This is a genomic window from Paraburkholderia sp. Ac-20347, from assembly GCF_017104805.1.
Taxonomy (GTDB): domain Bacteria; phylum Pseudomonadota; class Gammaproteobacteria; order Burkholderiales; family Burkholderiaceae; genus Paraburkholderia; species Paraburkholderia tropica.
Genome location: NZ_JAAGPN010000002.1, coordinates 99,659 through 116,103 on the forward strand (window position 1 = coordinate 99,659; position 16,445 = coordinate 116,103).

10 protein-coding genes and 4 pseudogenes are annotated in these 16,445 nt (G+C 59.0%); 7 read left to right on the plus strand and 7 right to left on the minus strand.

What is annotated here, in order from left to right; translation table 11 throughout:
- Positions 1 to 31: 31 nt before the first annotated feature.
- A complete protein-coding gene (locus G3N97_RS01055; protein ID WP_205991483.1) occupies positions 32 to 1,351 on the minus strand; it encodes an MFS transporter in 1,320 nt (439 codons plus the stop codon).
- Positions 1,352 to 1,458: 107 nt separating this feature from the next.
- Between G3N97_RS01055 and G3N97_RS01060 the strand changes: the two genes are divergently transcribed.
- Complete coding sequence (locus tag G3N97_RS01060) at positions 1,459 to 2,358, plus strand: LysR family transcriptional regulator (RefSeq protein ID WP_205991484.1); 900 nt, start codon at positions 1,459 to 1,461, stop codon at positions 2,356 to 2,358.
- A gap of 947 nt (positions 2,359 to 3,305) precedes the next feature.
- Here the strand turns inward: G3N97_RS01060 and G3N97_RS01065 are convergent.
- The 3 genes and pseudogenes from G3N97_RS01065 to G3N97_RS01075 form a co-directional block, all read right to left on the minus strand.
- Positions 3,306 to 3,887 (minus strand): annotated as a pseudogene (locus tag G3N97_RS01065) (IS6 family transposase); the annotation flags it as partial.
- A gap of 424 nt (positions 3,888 to 4,311) precedes the next feature.
- Positions 4,312 to 4,755 (minus strand): PaaI family thioesterase, encoded by a 444-nt coding sequence (locus G3N97_RS01070; protein WP_205991485.1) that lies wholly within the window; start codon positions 4,753 to 4,755, stop codon positions 4,312 to 4,314.
- The gene (locus G3N97_RS01075; RefSeq protein WP_205991486.1) at positions 4,752 to 5,564 is read right to left on the minus strand and encodes an IclR family transcriptional regulator; all 813 of its coding nucleotides are present in this window, start codon (positions 5,562 to 5,564) and stop codon (positions 4,752 to 4,754) included. Before G3N97_RS01075 ends, G3N97_RS01070 begins: the two co-directional genes overlap by 4 nt.
- Positions 5,565 to 5,680: 116 nt before the next feature.
- Between G3N97_RS01075 and G3N97_RS01080 the strand changes: the two genes are divergently transcribed.
- The 5 genes and pseudogenes from G3N97_RS01080 to G3N97_RS01100 all read left to right on the plus strand — a co-directional run bounded on the left by G3N97_RS01080 (position 5,681) and on the right by G3N97_RS01100 (position 12,889).
- On the plus strand, positions 5,681 to 7,240 hold the full coding sequence (locus G3N97_RS01080; protein WP_205991487.1) for an acyl-CoA synthetase: 1,560 nt from the start codon (positions 5,681 to 5,683) through the stop codon (positions 7,238 to 7,240).
- A 52-nt stretch (positions 7,241 to 7,292) separates the two neighbouring features.
- Positions 7,293 to 8,429 (plus strand): MaoC family dehydratase N-terminal domain-containing protein, encoded by a 1,137-nt coding sequence (locus tag G3N97_RS01085; protein ID WP_205991488.1) that lies wholly within the window; start codon positions 7,293 to 7,295, stop codon positions 8,427 to 8,429.
- A gap of 77 nt (positions 8,430 to 8,506) precedes the next feature.
- Positions 8,507 to 9,745, plus strand: a complete 1,239-nt coding sequence (locus G3N97_RS01090; RefSeq protein ID WP_205991489.1) for a CaiB/BaiF CoA-transferase family protein — start codon at positions 8,507 to 8,509, stop codon at positions 9,743 to 9,745.
- Positions 9,746 to 9,830: 85 nt separating this feature from the next.
- Positions 9,831 to 11,468, plus strand: a pseudogene (locus G3N97_RS01095) (MFS transporter); the annotation flags it as partial.
- Positions 11,469 to 11,647: 179 nt separating this feature from the next.
- The gene (locus G3N97_RS01100; RefSeq protein WP_205991490.1) at positions 11,648 to 12,889 is read left to right on the plus strand and encodes a porin; all 1,242 of its coding nucleotides are present in this window, start codon (positions 11,648 to 11,650) and stop codon (positions 12,887 to 12,889) included.
- 803 nt (positions 12,890 to 13,692) lie between these two features.
- Here the strand turns inward: G3N97_RS01100 and G3N97_RS01105 are convergent.
- The 3 genes and pseudogenes from G3N97_RS01105 to G3N97_RS01120 form a co-directional block, all read right to left on the minus strand.
- Positions 13,693 to 13,962, minus strand: a pseudogene (locus tag G3N97_RS01105) (M81 family metallopeptidase); the annotation flags it as partial.
- A gap of 724 nt (positions 13,963 to 14,686) precedes the next feature.
- A complete protein-coding gene (locus G3N97_RS01115) occupies positions 14,687 to 14,884 on the minus strand; it encodes a hypothetical protein (protein WP_205991503.1) in 198 nt (65 codons plus the stop codon).
- 2 nt (positions 14,885 to 14,886) lie between these two features.
- The gene (locus G3N97_RS01120) at positions 14,887 to 15,651 is read right to left on the minus strand and encodes an SDR family oxidoreductase (RefSeq protein WP_205991493.1); all 765 of its coding nucleotides are present in this window, start codon (positions 15,649 to 15,651) and stop codon (positions 14,887 to 14,889) included.
- A gap of 5 nt (positions 15,652 to 15,656) precedes the next feature.
- On the opposite strand from G3N97_RS01120, the pseudogene G3N97_RS01125 reads away from it, so the two are divergent.
- A pseudogene (locus G3N97_RS01125) lies at positions 15,657 to 16,316 on the plus strand (transposase); the annotation flags it as partial.
- Positions 16,317 to 16,445 lie beyond the last annotated feature (129 nt).

A 16,445-nucleotide genomic window follows, 5' to 3' on the forward strand; every position in this document is an offset into this window, starting at 1 on the left:
AATTTTCTCAATTTGATACCGTCCTGGCGACCTATCGATTTACGATGCGCGACGGTAAAAAGTAAGTAAGTATTGCGCCGATCACCATCGTGGCCGCAAGGAGAAGCATCGGAAGATCAGTATTTTGTGTGGCGTCCTTGAAAGCGCCCACCATAAACGGACTAACGAAACCGGCCAAGCTACCGAACGAATTGATGAGAGCAATACCTCCCGCAGCGCCGGCGCCTGACAGAAATGCGGAGGGAATACTCCAGAACATTGCCGACACACAATAGCAGCCAGCAGCGGCAATCGAGAGCGCGAACAAGGACGCGTTGAGGCTTCCTCCGACCTTCGTCGAAATTAAGAGACCAAGAGCAGCGACTGCAAAGGGAACAATCAGGTGCCAGCGTCGCTCCATTCGCGCATCAGAGCTACGACTCACCAACACCATTGCGAGGACGGCAACCGTAAAGGGAATCGCCGAAGTCGAACCGACCATGAGAGGATCCGATATACCGGCTTGCCGAATCAGTGTGGGCATCCAGAATGACAAGGCGTATTGGCCCATACCTTGACAAAAACAGATCACGGTAAGGAGCCAGACGTATCCGCTGGCCACCGCCTTCAAAAGTGAATCCTTCTTGCTAAATCCAACCTGTAAATCAGCAGCATCGAGTTCCGCGGTTAGCAGATTTTTTTCGCTCTGATTCAGCCACTTTGCTGCGGAGATTGAGTCATCAAGCACGAACAATGTCAGTAAGCCAAGGATCAGAGACGGAACCGCTTCGATAATGAACAACCATTGCCAACCCGCAAGCGATCCCCAGTGCGAGGTGTGCCCCAAAATCCAGCCTGAGAGAGGCCCTCCGACGATCCCTGAGATGGGAATCGCGGTAATGAACAACGCGATAATCTTCGCGCGCCTGCCAGAGGGATACCACCGTGTCAGGTACAGGATGATTCCAGGATAAAAACCAGCCTCCGCTGCACCAAGTAGAAATCTCAGGATGAAAAACTGCGTTGGCGTCCTGACAAACATGAATCCGGCCGAAATTACTGCCCAGATAACCATGATACGCATTAAGGTGAGCCGCGCTCCGAATCGATGAAGCATCAAATTACTCGGCACCTCAAACACGAAGTATCCTACGAAGAATAAACCGGCGCCCAGCCCGTATATCGTCTCGCTAAATCCGAGATCCTGAAGCATCTGCAACTTCGCAAATCCAATATTGACTCGATCAAGAAATGCGGCGACATAACACAACATGAGGAATGGCAGCAAGCGCAGCGTGACGCGGCGGTATAGCGGCTCCAACACGACATTGGACTGCGGCCGTTGAGGCTCGTTTAAAGCTGGTGCGCTCATTTCCGGTTCTCCATTCGACGTTTCTCTCTTTCACATACACTGTATCCTTGCCCGAGTGATAGGCAATAATCGAACAAATTTGAATTTGGTGAAAGACTGGAGCTATCATGAGAATCGCCCTGGAACAGCTGGAAACCTTGGTCTGGGTAGCCCGCCTCGGGAGCTTTCGCGCTGCTGCGCGCCAGCAGCACGTCTCTCAGCCAACCATATCGGCGCGAATCGCTGAACTCGAAAGAATCCTGGAGATGAGGATCTTCGAGCGTACCAGGCATAAGGTGGAGATCACCCTGCGGGGGCGGGACATCCTGGAGCGGGCACAGATCATTCTGAGGGCGACAGAAGAACTACTCGCAGCCGGCCAAAAAAGCGACCCAATGAGAGGCGTGTTACGACTCGGTGCAAACGAGTCGACGGCGATGGTCTGCCTGACAGAATTACTCGGATACCTCCGCGAGCAATACCCCACACTGCGTGTCGAATTGACAGTCGATGTAGGCTCGACCCTTAGCGCGAAGCTCAACGCAAAAGAGTTAGACGTCGCGATCCTCACTGACCCTCACTCGACGAGCGCAGTGAATGATGTTGTGCTTGGTGAGGCCGAGCTCGAATGGCTCGCATGCGTGAAGTTTCTGAATGGACGTCAAGGTCTTACAGCGCGAGAGTTGAGAGCTTTACCGATTGTCACCATAGCCCCTCCTTCGACGCTGTTCGAAGCGGCGCAGCAGTGGTTCAGCTCCGAGTCGCTTAGCTTCGACAACTATGCCTCGTGTAACTCGCTTGCAATGATGACACAACTGGTCAGAGCAGGAAACGCGGTCGCCATACTTCCACCCACGGTGTTAAAAACCGAAATCGACAACGGGTCTGTGGCCGTCATCAGCACTTCGTCGCATTTCGTGCGTCCGAGATTTTATATGTCTTATATAAGAGAGTGTGAGAGCCACGAGATTCGGCTTTTCGTCGAAAGCACAAAAAAAATATTGTTATCAAACAAGTTGATTAAATAGATAAAAACAGTAATTTTAATGAAAAAACTTTATCCACTAAAATATCAAACGATAATTTTAACCAAGATTTTCTCCTCGCTCAAGAGTGACGACCGAGATAATATTGGAATTTAAAATCTCGTATTTGGAACCCCGCTTCCGGGGAATATTCTATGCCGGTCATTCGACATTCTCTGCCTGGCAAAAGCTGAAACTCCGCTAATCGTCGCGTGTGCCTGGTGCGGGTATTTGGATGCTCTGCGAGTGGCACGCATTCTTAAGAAGGCGATCAATCGCAAAAGTTCAAACTTCAGGTCCAGCGGACTAAGGGTGCCCTCGCAGTCGGGCAATGCGTGAGCGCATTATCGTCGACCATACGTGGCGACCCATATCCGCGAGAAGAGTTCTACGTCTCCACGTCGCTGCCACTTCCCACCGACGTGCTTCCCCGCTCGCCGTCACTACAAGAGTGCCGCTAACGAAGAAGATCACTAGCTTCAGACAAATGAGTACAGCCGCGGCTGCGCTGAACTCACTGGGACGGGCGCATTGCCTTCCTCGCAAACGCCCGTCTCCCATGCATGCTCAAGTGCGCGTGATCTCCGGCAGTGGCTCGATCGGCGGGCGACCCGATCACCCACGCTTCGTAGTCTGTGTACACCTGCGGGCTCGGCGGGTACCCCCACAGTGCATCCCCGGACGCGATCCGCATCGCCAGATAGTGCTCGATATCGTCCTGCTTTTCACAGATGTCCGCCATCTCGACGGCAAGATTCGCAGGCACCGCTGTCAGACCGTCTGCATCACCGACGATCACGTCGCCAGGGTACACCGCCACACCCGCACAACCGAAGGGCACCTACAGATCGGCGACACAATTCCGAGAACGTGTCACGCTTGGTGCGCATGACGGTTCTGGTGCAAATACGTAAGCGGGTTGAGAAAATTCATATGAGTAGGATGCCTTATCAATCAAACAGGACCGCATTCCATACGACGGCCGCAGCGGCATCCTTGCGGCCGAGCTTCGCGAGATCGAACTGCCCCTTGCGAATGCGATGTGTCAACTCGATGCCTGAAATCGTGGTCGCGGCGCTCCTGAATCGCTTGAATCCAAGCATCACGTTCGTTCTGGACTTGATGTTGCGATGATCCTGCTCGATCACGTTGTTTAGGTATTTTGAGGAGCGGACTTTCGTGCCTTCAGGCAGCAGACCATCGGTCTTCCCTTCGCGCACCGCGCGGTGCGAGGCTGCATAGCCGTCGAGCGTGATACTCTCCGGCGGATGGCCCTGATGCCTGATGGCCTTGCTGAAAAAGACTTTGGCCGCAGCCACGTCGCGTCGGGCTCTGGGCATGAAGTCCAACGTCTGGCGAGCCCGATCCACCGCGTGGTACAGGTAGACCCACCTGCCGCGAATCTTCAGGTAGGTCTCGTCGACACGCCAGGGGCGACCCGTCTGTGTAGCAAAGCGGTTCCAGCGTTTGACGAACTCGGGCGTATAACGCTTCACCCAGCGCAAAATCGTCGTGTGAACCAGCGACAATCCTTCTTATCATAACATTAGCATTCTTGCATCAAACTCGAATGCATGAAAACCTGCCTCACCCCCCCCTGCCCCAACTTTCGCTGAAGCGGTGGGTTTTCCCGATGCCAGTGAATTCGCGATCCTCAACTCCAGCGAGATGAAAGCGCAGCGTGTCGGTCCATGCGTTTTCCTATCAAGATAGGAGGACTGCTTAGCTAAACACCCAAATTCGCTCTTGAGGGAGCGTGTTCCTACGCACCGTGGTCTGCCCTTCCCCACCGATGAGCGGAACTTTTCCGATGGGCTTGTGCGGTTCCGCGGGTCATACGGCGGATAGTCGGTCTCGGTCAATACCAGTCGCTCTCCCTCATCATCGCATGGCTGTTCAAGCAACGTTTCCGCGCCAGAAAGAGTCTTCACGGTCGTGATGATAGTATCCGGCAGGCTACCCAGCGCTCAAATTTTCCGGTACCCGCATCACCTTAATAGTCGCGGCGCCAGTCGCGACGATCTCCGACACGACGCTCAATTCTGCCTGCACAAACAGCAGCGTGCCGGTCTGCCGCACGATACGCGAACGCGCCACGATGAACGTACCGGGCCGGACGGCCGCGACGAAATGCGTATCGAGTTGCACCGTCACGCACGGCTGCCGCCCCGTTGCTTCCCACGCCGCCGTGCTCACCGACTGATCGAGCAGGCTCGCGATCATGCCGCCGTGGATCATGCCCGCCGGATTCACATGCTCGCGCGTGACGAACACGCCAAACACATAGCGCTCCGCTTCGCGCCGGCTCCACAACGGCCCGACGAGCCCCATGAAGCCGTTTCGCGCATGCTCGCGCCAGCCCGCTTCGCTCAGCCGTTGCGTGTCGATCGCGTCGCTCATGCGCTTCTCTCCACGATCGATGCTGCGATATCGGCCGCCGCCGCCCGTAGATCGTGGCCGAGTGCGGCAACGCGCTCTGCATTCAGTTGTGTCGCAATGCCGACCGCCGCCAGTCCGTATGCCATGCGCCCCGCCGGGTTAAGCACCGGCGCCGCGACCACCGTGACGCCCGCAATGTAGTTGCCACGATCGACGCCGTAGCCATGCTCGCGCGTCGCTTCGACGTCTTTCATCCAGGCGTCCAGCGACGGCGCGTTTTGCCAGTGCAGAGCAGCGAATCCTGCTTCGAGTTCGGTCGCGCTGTAGCCGCCGAACGCCGCAACGCAGCGGCCCGTCGCGCTGATCAGTGCCGGGAACCGGCTACCCAGTTCGACGTGCAGACTGATGGACAACTCGTAACGCGACAACGCCTTCACGACCATGTGCCGCAGTCCGCTCGCCTCGACACCCATTGTGCGCACGCCATAACGCGAGGCAAGTTCGTCCAGATGCGGCTGCGCGAGCTGACTGAAGCCACCGCTCTTCAGCGCGCTGCGCGCGAGCGCCAGCATGCCCGCGCCAATCGCATAACGTTTGGTCGCCCGATCCACCTTCACCAATTCTTCGTCAACCAGCACGCGCAGGATGTGCAACGCCGTGCTTGGCACCATCTCCAGCTGATCAGCGACCGCTTTGACACCGAGCGGCTCTTCGCTCTCGCCGAGCAGCCGCAAGATCGCGATGGCGCGGCTGACCGCGGGCACCGGGCGCACTCGCGGGCCGTCGCCGGCTTTCCCGCCCTCGTCGCTGGAATGTGTTCGATCGTTCATGCCTGTTCTCCTTTTTACTTTTGTCTATAGACAAAAGCATAACGTATTTGACAAAAGCGCGTGAGCTTTCTACAGTGTCTCCTAACGAACGACATAACGAACCGGAGACAACGCAGATGACCAAGTTGACGGCATACACGTCCTATGCCGATGCACAACAGCATTTCAGCGTCGACAAGTTATGGGAGTTGGTGGATGGCGACGCTTCGCAGCTTAATATTGCGCACGAATGCGTGGACCGCCACGCGGCAAGCGGCCGCCCCGCCGTCATCGTCGCTCACGCCGACGGTCACGACGAAATCCTCAGTTTCGCCGAGCTTTCACGTACCTCATCGCAAGTCGCGCATTATCTCCGGGAACAGGGCGTCCAGCCAGGCGAGCGCATCGGCGTGATGCTCGACCCGTCGCTTTCTTTTTACGCTTGTCTTTTTGGAGTCCTGAAGGCTGGCGCGATTGCGGTGCCGCTTTTCACACTATTCGGTCCCGATGGCCTCAAACTGCGGGTCGAGGACTGCCAGGCGCGGATGCTGTTCACGAATGAACAGAAGGCGCCGGTGGCGGCGTCGGTACCGGGTCTTTCCACGGTAGTCGCCGACGATGCCTGGCTGCAAGCTATCGCGCACTATCCTGATCGTTTCGACTGTGCCTCGCATAGCGACGATCTTGCGATCTTCCAGTACACATCGGGTACGACGCGCGAATTGCCCGACGCGGTACACCATACGCACCGTGCACTCGTGATGGTGCTTCGCGCGGCGCTCTACGGTACCGGTGTGCGGCCCGGGGAAACGTTCTTCTGCCCGTCTTCGCCGGCGTGGGGGCACGGACTGTGGCACGGCACGCTCGCGCCGCTCGCACTCGGCGCAACGATCGGTGCCTACTCCGGCAAGTTCGCTCCCGAGCGGCTCTTGCGCGCGCTCTCCGAGCATCGCTTCGACAATATGTCGGCTGCCGCCACGCACTACCGGATGATCCGCAACTCCGGCGTCGCGCATCAATTCGACTACGCACTCTCCAAGCTGTCGTTCACAGGCGAGCCAATCGATAGCGACACGATGGAGTTCGTGCAACGCACGTTCGGCTGCATGGTCTGCAGTATGTATGGCACGACCGAAATCGGTGTGATTCTGGTCAGCTATCCGGGCGCGCCGGACTTTGCCGTGCGGCCCGGCTCGCTCGGCAAGGCCGTGCCCGGCGTGCGCGTCGAAGTGCAGGACGCCAACGGCGTGCCATGCGCACCCGACGTGACCGGCGAACTCGCGGTATGGCGGCGCGGCGCCTGGATTCCAACCAAGGATCTCGGCCGTGTCGACGCCGATGGCTACTTCTATCATCTCGGCCGCGCCGACGACGTGATCATCTCCGCCGGCTGGACCATCAGCGCGGTCGAAGTCGAAGACGCGGTCCTCAAGCATCCCGACGTACGCGAAGCGGCGGCGATTGGAGCACCCGATGCTTTGCGCGGGCATGTTGTCAAGGTGCTGGTCGTTACGCAGCGCGATGGCGACGATACGTTTATCAAAGAAATTCAGGATTACGTAAGACAAAAGCTGAGCCAGCACGAATATCCGCGCATCGTGGAGTTCGTCGACGAACTGCCCCGTAATCCGGCCGGCAAGATCAATCGCAAAGTGCTGCGCGAACGCGAGCGTCAAGCCGCGGCCAGCACCGCTTGATGCAGTCCCCCCAACAACACGTAGACACACCTCGCCAATCAGGAGAAGACGCATGGCCGAAGATCAGCTGATGTTCCCCAAAATCACCGAGCAGGGTCTCGAAGACCTCACGCGGCGCATCGGCGTGAAGGTTGGACCGACGGTCGAGCCGTGGTGCTATGAAGCCACGCGCGACAACATTCGCCACTACGCGCACGGCATCGGCGACGACAACCCGCTGTGGTGCGATCCCGAATACGCGGCACAGACGCAATACGGCGGCCTCATCGCCTTGCCGAGCTTCCTGTTCACCACGAGCCGCATCATCTCCGGTTACGTGGGCGGTCTGCCCGGCGTGCACGCGATGTGGTCGGGCGCCGACTGGAACTGGCACAAGGCGGTCCACCGGAACGACACCATCACCACCGAAGCGCGCCTCAAGGATCTGATTGAGCACGACACACGCTTCGCGGGCCGCGCGGTCCAGCAGATCTATCACGTCGACTTCTACAACCAGGACGGCGATCTGGTCGCCGACGCGGATAGCTGGTGTTTTCGCACCGAGCGCGACCATGCGCGCGAGAAAGGCACCAAGTACACTGAGGTCAAGTCGCGCGCGCCGCGGCTGTACTCCGAGCGTGAACTGGCCGAGGCGTATGAACTGTACCGGCACGAACCGGTGCGCGGCGCGCAAAAACGCTACTGGGAAGACGTCGCCGAGGGCGAGGAACTGCCGGTCATGCTGAAGGGGCCAATGACGGTCACCGGCTTCATCGCTTATGCCCAAGGCTGGGGCGGGTTGTATATCCGTGCGAACAAGCTTGCCTGGCAACTGGTCGATGCGCATCCGGGCGCGGGCATCAAGAACCGCTTCGGCATTCCCGACTGCCCGGAGCGCGTGCACTGGGAAGAGGAGTTCGCGCTGCGCGTCGGTGCGCCGGGCGCCTATGACTACGGTCCCGAACGCTGCTCCTGGCTCACGCATCACATGACGAACTGGATGGGCGACGCCGGCTTCCTGCGGCGTGCGCACTGCAAGATCCGCCGCCACAATCCCGCTGGCGACATGCTGTTCATCACGGGCAAGGTGCTGCGCAAGTATGTCGAGAACGGCCGGCATCTGGTCGAAATCGAGCAGGAAGCGCGCAACCAGGACAAAGAGCTTTCCGTGCTCGGCGGCGGCGTGGTCGAGTTGCCGTCGCGCGGCTGAGCGCGTCCAGAAGTGCGTGGCAGTACCGAGGGCCGGGCACAACGGCCCCTGTCGAACATCAAGACTGGAGACATTGGATGAGTGATTCGTCGGACGCGCCGTATGCCTCAGGCAGTACGCCATCGGGGGCGTTGCACGGGTTGAAGGTCGTCGATCTTTCGCGTGTGCTCGCCGGTCCGTATGCGGCGCAAATACTCGCCGATCACGGCTCGGACGTGCTGAAGGTCGAGCCGCCGCAAGGCGATGAAACCCGTGAGCTGGGCCCGCCCTTCGTTGGCGACAGTGCCGCGTATTTTCACGGCTTGAACCGCAACAAGCGCGCCATCGCGCTTGACCTTTCAAACGCGGCCGGTCGCGAAGTGTTGCTGCGCCTGCTTGCCGACGCCGACGTACTAATCGAGAACTTCTTGCCCGGCACCATGCAGAAGTGGGGCCTCGACTATCACAGAGTCCTCGCGGAGCGATTTCCGAAGCTGATTTATTGCCGCATCTCCGGCTTCGGCGCAAGCGGTCCGCTCGCGTCGATGCCCGGCTACGACGCGGTCCTGCAGGCGTTCTGCGGACTGATGAGCGTGAACGGCCACGCGGCATCGGGCGCGACACGCATCGGCATTCCGATCGTCGATACCGCGGTGGGACTGTCTTCGGTGATCGGCATCCTGCTCGCGCTCGCCGAGCGTCATCGCTCGGGGCAAGGGCAGCTCGTTGACACGTCGTTGTTCGAAACCGCGCTGAGTCTGCTGCATCCCCACCCCGCCAACTGGTTCGCGTCCGGCGCAACGCCGAAACTGACTGGCAACGCGCACCCGAACATCTCGCCGTACGACACCTTTACCGCCGCCGACTGCGACGTGTTCATCGGCGTCGTCAACGACGGCGCGTTCCGGCGCTTCTGCGACGTGATCGGCCATCGCGAATTGATCGACGATGCGCGCTTCGCGACGAATCCGCTACGCGTGACGAACCGCGCCGCGTTGCGCGAGGCGCTCGAACCTATTCTGCGCAACTTCAACGGCACACCACTGTGCGCACGCCTGACCGAAGCGGGCGTGTCCGCATCGCGAATCCAGTCGATTGCCGACGTACTCACGCATGCGCAAACGCGAGCGCGCGACATGGTGGTCGAACTGCCGGACTATCGCGGCGTCGGCATTCCCGTCAAGCTGTCGCGCACGCCCGGTTCGGTTCGCAGCGCGCCACCGGCGTTCGCCGCGCATACCGAAAACGTGCTGCGCGACGTGGGCTACTCGGCACGCGACATCGATCAATTGCTGTCCTCCGGCGTCACGCCGACCACGCGTCGCCACAAGCGCTAAGCCGATCCGCCGACGCGCACCTGCCGTTTTGCCGTTTCACGAACGATAACGACGCCGCCCACGAGGCGGCCGCACGGAGACGAAAATGACTGACAACCCTACGGCTGTCACGCGGATGACGCGTGACGACCGGCGTGTTCTGTTCGCGTCGTCGCTTGGCGCGGTATTCGAGGCATATGACTTCTATCTCGCGGGTTCGCTCGCGACGATCATCAGCAAGCAGTTCTTTGCCGGCGTCAATCCCGCCGCCGCGTTTGTCTTCACTCTGCTCAGCTTTGCGGCAGGTTTCGCGGTGCGGCCGTTCGGCTCGATTGTGTTCGGCCGGATCGGCGACAAGGTCGGACGCAAATATACGTTCCTGTTCACGATTTCTGTGATGGGCCTCTCGACGTTCATCATCGGCCTGTTGCCCAATTTCAATCAGATCGGTATCGCAGCGCCCATCCTGTTCATTGTGTTGCGCTTGCTGCAAGGACTGTCGCTAGGCGGTGAATACAGCGGTGCCGCCACTTACGTAGCAGAACACGCACCCGACGCGAAACGCGGTGCATGGACCGCGTGGATCCAGACACCCGCCACACTGAGCCTGCTGCTCTCGCTGATCGTGATACTCGGTGTGCGTTTCGCAGTCGGCGACGCCGCATTTGCCGACTGGGGCTGGCGCGTGCCGTTTCTCAGTTCCGCGATCCTGCTCGCGGCATCCGTCTGGATTCGCCTGAAGCTGCACGAGTCACCGGTATTCAGCCGCATGAAGGCGCAAAACCGCGGCTCGCGCGCGCCGCTGACCGAGGCTTTCGGGCAGTGGCGCAATTTGCGGCTGGCGCTGATCGCGCTGTTCGGGCTGGTCGCGGGCCAGGCTGTCGTGCTCTATACCGGCCAGTTCTATGCGCTCTTCTTCCTCACGCAGACGCTTAAGGTCGACATCATGACGGCCAACCTGCTGATCGGCATTGCGCTCATCATCTGCACACCATTCTTCATCGTCTTCGGCGCACTATCCGACCGTGTCGGCCGCAAGCCAGTCATCATGATCGGGTTGCTGGTGGCGGCGTGCGCGTATTTCCCGCTATTCAGGGGGCTCACGCACTTCGTGAATCCCGCGCTCGAAGCCGCACTCGACCACGCACCGATCCAGGTCGTCGCGGACCCGGCCGACTGCTCGTTCCAGTTCAATCCGACGGGCACCGCATACTACGTCACGTCGTGCGACGTCGCGAAGCAGGCACTCGCGAAGGCCGGCCTCAGCTATGTAAACACACCCGCTCCGGCGGGCACCATCGCGTCGGTGCGTATCGGCTCGGTCGAGGTACCCGGCTATCGCGCAACGGATGCGAGCGCCAAGGCCGACGAGACACGCTTCAGCGCCGCGCTCGTCCAGGCGCTGACACAAGCCGGCTATCCGCAGCGGGCCGATCCCGCGCAGATCAACTGGCCGATGGCGCTCGTGATCCTGATCGCGCTGGGCCTGCTTATCACCGCCACCTATGGCCCGGTCGCCGCCGTGCTGGCCGAGATGTTCCCGACGCGCATCCGCTACACCGCTGTCTCGCTGCCGTACAACATCGGCAATGGCTGGTTTGGCGGCTTCCTGCCGGCAATGGCGTTCGCCATCGTCGCCGCGCGGGGCGACATCTACGCGGGGCTCTGGTATCCGGTCACGATCATCATCATGACCTTCGTGGTTGGCGTGTTCCTGCTGCCGGAGACGAAGGGCGTGAGCCTCGAAAGCGATCCCGCACCTGCGCCCGCTCCGCTCGGCGCAGGTGGCCTCGAACCGATGCACGCAAGCGCGTCCGCAAAGAACATGGACGCGTGATCAGGAAGGCATATTCCCGAAATCGCGCTTCTGAATGATAAATATTTCGCATGACGAAATAAAAGCATAATAGAATGGAGACAGCCATGAAAAAACTGATAGCCAGGACAGCTTCCTTTGGAGGTTTCCTGTGCGTCGGCATGTTGTCACAGGCGGCGCTTGCACAGTCGTCGGTGACCATTTACGGGATCATTGATCAGGGCATCAACTACATCAGCAACGCACAGGCGCTGAACTCAGCGGGCGCACGGGTGGGTAAAACGCAGTGGACGACGAGCAGCACCGTGATGGCCGGCAACCAGCTCGGCTTTCTCGGCACCGAGGATCTCGGCGGCGGCTACAAGGCGATCTTCCGGATTGAAACCGGCTTCGATATCGGCACCGGGAAACTCCAAGAAGGAGGCACATTCTTTGGCCGCCAGGCCTATCTGGGCATGACGACGCCTTATGGATCGGTGACGTTCGGCCGCCAGTACGACTCCGTGGTGGATTTCCTGCGGCCGCTTTCAGCGGCAACCGTGGGTGGGGGTGGGACCTTCACCGCGCACGGCAACGACATCGACAACTTCGCGAACACCTACCGCACCAACAATGCGGTCAAATACATGAGCCCTACGTGGCGAGGCCTCACCGTCGGCGGTATGTACAGCTTCGGCGGCGTCGCGGGATCCATGACGCGCAACAGCATCTATTCGTTCGGCGCCTCGTATGGTGCAGGACCGTACAAGGTCGCGGCGGCCTATTTGAAGGTGCACGACCCGAACCAGTCGTTCTTCGGCAACAATACGTTGAGTTCGGCAACCGGCAACAACGCCGGCACGGTGACCGGCGTTCAGTCGAACCCGGTATACAGCGGCTTTGCGTCGGCCAGCACGTATCAGGTGATCGGAGCCGGCGCGCAGTACGGCACGAGCAGCTTGATTGTCGGCGCGAACTATTCGAACGTGCGGTTCGGCGACCTCGGCGATCCGAATTCGGGCACGCTGTCCATAACGAATCCGCTCGGCTATCACGGCACAGCGGTGTTCAACAGCTATGCCGCGTACGTGCGTTATCTGCCGAAACCATACATCGTCTTGACCGGCGCGTATGACTTTCTGACCGGTGGTGCGATAGACGGCAAACCACCCGCCCATTACAACCAGTTCAACGCAGCCGCGCATTACCTCCTGTCGAAACGGACAGATTTGTATGCCCTCGCAACGTATGTGATCGCGAGCGGCACCGATTCGACGAACCAACCCGCGGTGGCTTCGATCCTGACGGTGACGCCGTCTAACAACGCGCATCAGTTGATATTGCGGCTCGGCCTCATGCATTTCTTCTGAGCTCTGCGGTTCTGCTTGGCCGGACCGCCCGGCGCGCAAGCAAAGCATCCGAGCATGGCGTTCCTTGACTCCGCAAATCACGATGGCAATCAGACCAGGCGGAGCAAGCGCAGGGAGTACAGGACTTTTGCCTCCCGCTGGTACCGGCTGAATTCGCTCCGCCCATGATCGCGCCGACTTGTTTGTCAATTGGCGCCGTCTTATCCCCCTGCCGTCGGGGCTCTTGAAGCACATAAGATGCCTGATAATCACAACATCAGAAATATTCGCTTAAACTCCATCTTCAAAGAACGCGTCCCGACGCTCTCCCCTCCGAACATGGCCTTGCTCGGTGAACTCGTACGCCACCCACAGACAGACATCGAACTTCCGGTGTTGGACAGCGCCGGTTATTCGACATTGATACCCATCGCTGACAATTGGTGGCTGCCCCGTTGCCAGTGTCCGTTTCCTACACGACGGAGTAAGCGTCATGCTTACCATTTCGCGGTGTCTTGTCAGCACGCGTGCTGACGCACTGGTCGTACTTTTCTTGGGTGTAACCGGTACGGGCGCCGCTGAGCGGCTCGAAGATTCCGAAGCAGCGTTGCAGAGTATGGACTACACCGCAGTAGCGGCGCGTTGGAGCATGAGGCGCGGCTTTCGCAGGCGGCGGATTCGATGTGCGAGGCGACGAACGCCTCCACATCGGGCGACAGCCCGGAATCCGCAGCGGATGCCGACGCAGGAGCTGCAACAACAGAGCAGACGCCTGAGCCAGCGCGGGAGCGCGAGCCGCCTCAAGAACAGTTACGCCGTGGTTGATCGGCTAGAAGTTCATCCCGCAACGTTTCATACGCACGCTGGGTTGTGGGGCCGCTAGGCACAGCCGCTGCCACCATTCCCTCGAATAACGTCCAACCACGCTCCGCCCCGATTCGACGAGCGGCCCAGAGAGGGCCACTAAACATTTGCATTGCGTCTGGGTGTTCGCCAGCGTGGAAGTAGCTGCGCTCGCTAAAAGAGCCGATGCTGGTTGGCATCGGCCCAAAGGTGTTCGTCTCAGTCGCCAGTGAAGCAGAAAAGATTCGCATGGGTGTTTAATGAAAGCAGATACGACAGATACCCGTAGATTCTGTGCCTTGGATGAAGCCAACGAGGTGTTACAGGGAAACCACTTGCGGAAGACGCTTCGCCTTGCTCACCACCACGAAATCAACAATTTCTCAAAGTCAGCAGGCCAATTTCTCCGTCCCTTTCATGCCCGGTCAACCTCATCTCATACCTTTTTCGCCGGACTTCCTCGCCGACCTGGGATGTCGGCGAGTGGCGTTTTGAGCAAAAATTAGAGCTCTGTTGGAAACCCAGGCAGCGTACTTTTCACTGCGGTTATCGGAACAGAAAAAGAACCTGCTCTAAACCGCACCGACAAGCGCAGGGACCGCACTGTGCCAGCGACGCTCGCGAGAGCGGTCCGAACTCCACCCCGCGAATCTCATTCCCACGATAGCGGTTACGTACGGGACTGCCGAAAACAGCCCGATAGATAGTACGTCCGTGACGCCGCCCGCCTTCAGAATGGTGGGCAGCCAAAAATTCAGCGTATAGATTCCGCATATGACGCAAAAATAGGCGGCCGACATCAAATAAATCCTCGGGTCACCTGCAACGCTCAAGAACGAGGGGTGCTTGGGCACCGGAGGCTTAACTTCTTCCAGGATGATCTCTCGCTCGCTTGCCGACAACCACTTAGCCGTTTGTGGGCGGTCTGCTAGCGTTAGCCAGACGACTGCGGCTAGACCAATGCACGGAAGCCCCTCAAATAGGAACATCCACTGCCACCCAGACAATCCCCACACGCCATGCAATGACGTCATCAGTGCAGCGGACATCCTCAAGACGGTCCGCAGCGTAGACGTTTGCACCACGACTCGCGAAGGCGCGGACGATGCCCTCTCCAAGCCCTCGCGCCGCCCCAGCAACCAGAACACTCTTGCCCTCAAAATTCAAGCTCATTTTTAGCAACTCCATTGGAAACCATCGATTGTTATGTTCTGACCAGTCATGTAGAGGTGCTTTTCACATGCCAGGTAAGCAACGAAACTCGCTACGTCCTCCGGCGTGCCAAGGCGCCCTAGCGCAACACCTGAAGTCAACTCAGCCTCCCTATGCCCCAAATTCTCCTTGAGCAAGTCCGTCGCAATTACTCCTGGTGATACCGCGTTTACGAGCACCTTCGGTGAAAGCTCCTTCGCTAGCGAACGCGTCATACCAAGAATTCCAGCCTTCGCCGTCGCGTAGGCATGCTTACTGACAGCCCGCGTAACACCTCCCGATGTTGCGCTGACCGAAGCAATGTTAATAATTCGCCCTCCTTCGCTCTGTCCAAGCATCTGATGTGCAGTAGCATGAACGTAGTTAAAGCAGCTCTTAAGATTTACAGCTATCGACCTATCGAATTCTGCTTCGGAAATTTCAAGGATGCTTTTCGGCGCCGAAACACCTGCGTTGTTAACGAGGACATCAATTCGACCCCAAGTGCCAACTAGCTCCCCGGAAATCTTAGATGCGGCGTGGAAATCCGAAACATCAGCAACGAATACCTCCGTGACTGCCGGCAATTTCTCGAGCAGCCTTCGCAACTTGTCTTCCGCTTTCACCGTGGCGAGCCGGGCATTAAAGTTGTCCGGCAGAGCGGGCCGAACGTAGCGCGTCATCAGCCAGTCCATCAGGTCGCGAACGCGTTGGGGCGCGATCTTGACTTCGCAGGGTGGAATCTGCATCACCCATGACCGGTCGCCTCGCACCGGACTTCAAGACGATTGCCGAGTTCAGGCGCAGCAACAGCGCCGGTATTCGCAACGTATGCCAGCGCTTCGCGGTGATATGCCGTGACCTGAAGCTCTTCACGCAAGCGGCCGTCGCCATCGACGGCAGCAAGTTCAAGGCGGTCAACAGCCGCGACAACAACTTTACGCCCAACAAGATTGCAAGGCGTCAGGAACAGATCGAGAAAAGTATTCAGCGCTATCTGGATGCCCTGGAGACGGCTGATCGCACGCAAACGGCCGAGGTGGAAGCGAAAACCGAACGGCTACGAGAAAAGATCGCGACGCTGCGTGAGCAGATGCGCGATCTGGATCGTGCCGCAGAACTGTTGAATGATTTACCGGGCAAACAGGTCTCGCTGACCGATCCTGACTCGCGCTCGATGATGTCGCAAGCCAAGGGCACAGGCGTGGTGGGCTACAACGTTCAGGTGGCTGTCGATACGAAGCATCACCTCATCGTGACCCATGAAGTTGCGAACGTCGGCGGTGACCACGCTCAGCTAAGTCCGATGGCAAAGGCCGCACGCGATGCGATGGGCAAGAAGACAATCAGGGCACTGGCTGATCGCGGGTACTTCAGTGCTCCGGAAATCAAGGCGTGCGATGACGCGGGTATTGCTGACCTTACCCCGCCGAGTACACCATTCGTAAGTTAGTGGGCTCGCCGCTTTTCGGTTGATGCAGTTGCCGGAATTGGTCCGGCGCCAGTTGCCCGAGGGCACTATGCGGACGCACGGAGTTGTAGT

Coding starts and splice junctions, on each gene's coding strand:
- G3N97_RS01120 (WP_205991493.1), bottom strand. CDS start 15,651: ATGCAGATTCCACCCTGCGAAGTCAAGATCGCGCCCCAACGCGTTCGC.
- G3N97_RS01060 (WP_205991484.1), top strand. CDS start 1,459: ATGAGAATCGCCCTGGAACAGCTGGAAACCTTGGTCTGGGTAGCCCGC.
- G3N97_RS01055 (WP_205991483.1), bottom strand. CDS start 1,351: ATGAGCGCACCAGCTTTAAACGAGCCTCAACGGCCGCAGTCCAATGTC.
- G3N97_RS01080 (WP_205991487.1), top strand. CDS start 5,681: ATGACCAAGTTGACGGCATACACGTCCTATGCCGATGCACAACAGCAT.
- G3N97_RS01075 (WP_205991486.1), bottom strand. CDS start 5,564: ATGAACGATCGAACACATTCCAGCGACGAGGGCGGGAAAGCCGGCGAC.
- G3N97_RS01100 (WP_205991490.1), top strand. CDS start 11,648: ATGAAAAAACTGATAGCCAGGACAGCTTCCTTTGGAGGTTTCCTGTGC.
- G3N97_RS01115 (WP_205991503.1), bottom strand. CDS start 14,884: ATGAGCTTGAATTTTGAGGGCAAGAGTGTTCTGGTTGCTGGGGCGGCG.
- G3N97_RS01090 (WP_205991489.1), top strand. CDS start 8,507: ATGAGTGATTCGTCGGACGCGCCGTATGCCTCAGGCAGTACGCCATCG.
- G3N97_RS01085 (WP_205991488.1), top strand. CDS start 7,293: ATGGCCGAAGATCAGCTGATGTTCCCCAAAATCACCGAGCAGGGTCTC.
- G3N97_RS01070 (WP_205991485.1), bottom strand. CDS start 4,755: ATGAGCGACGCGATCGACACGCAACGGCTGAGCGAAGCGGGCTGGCGC.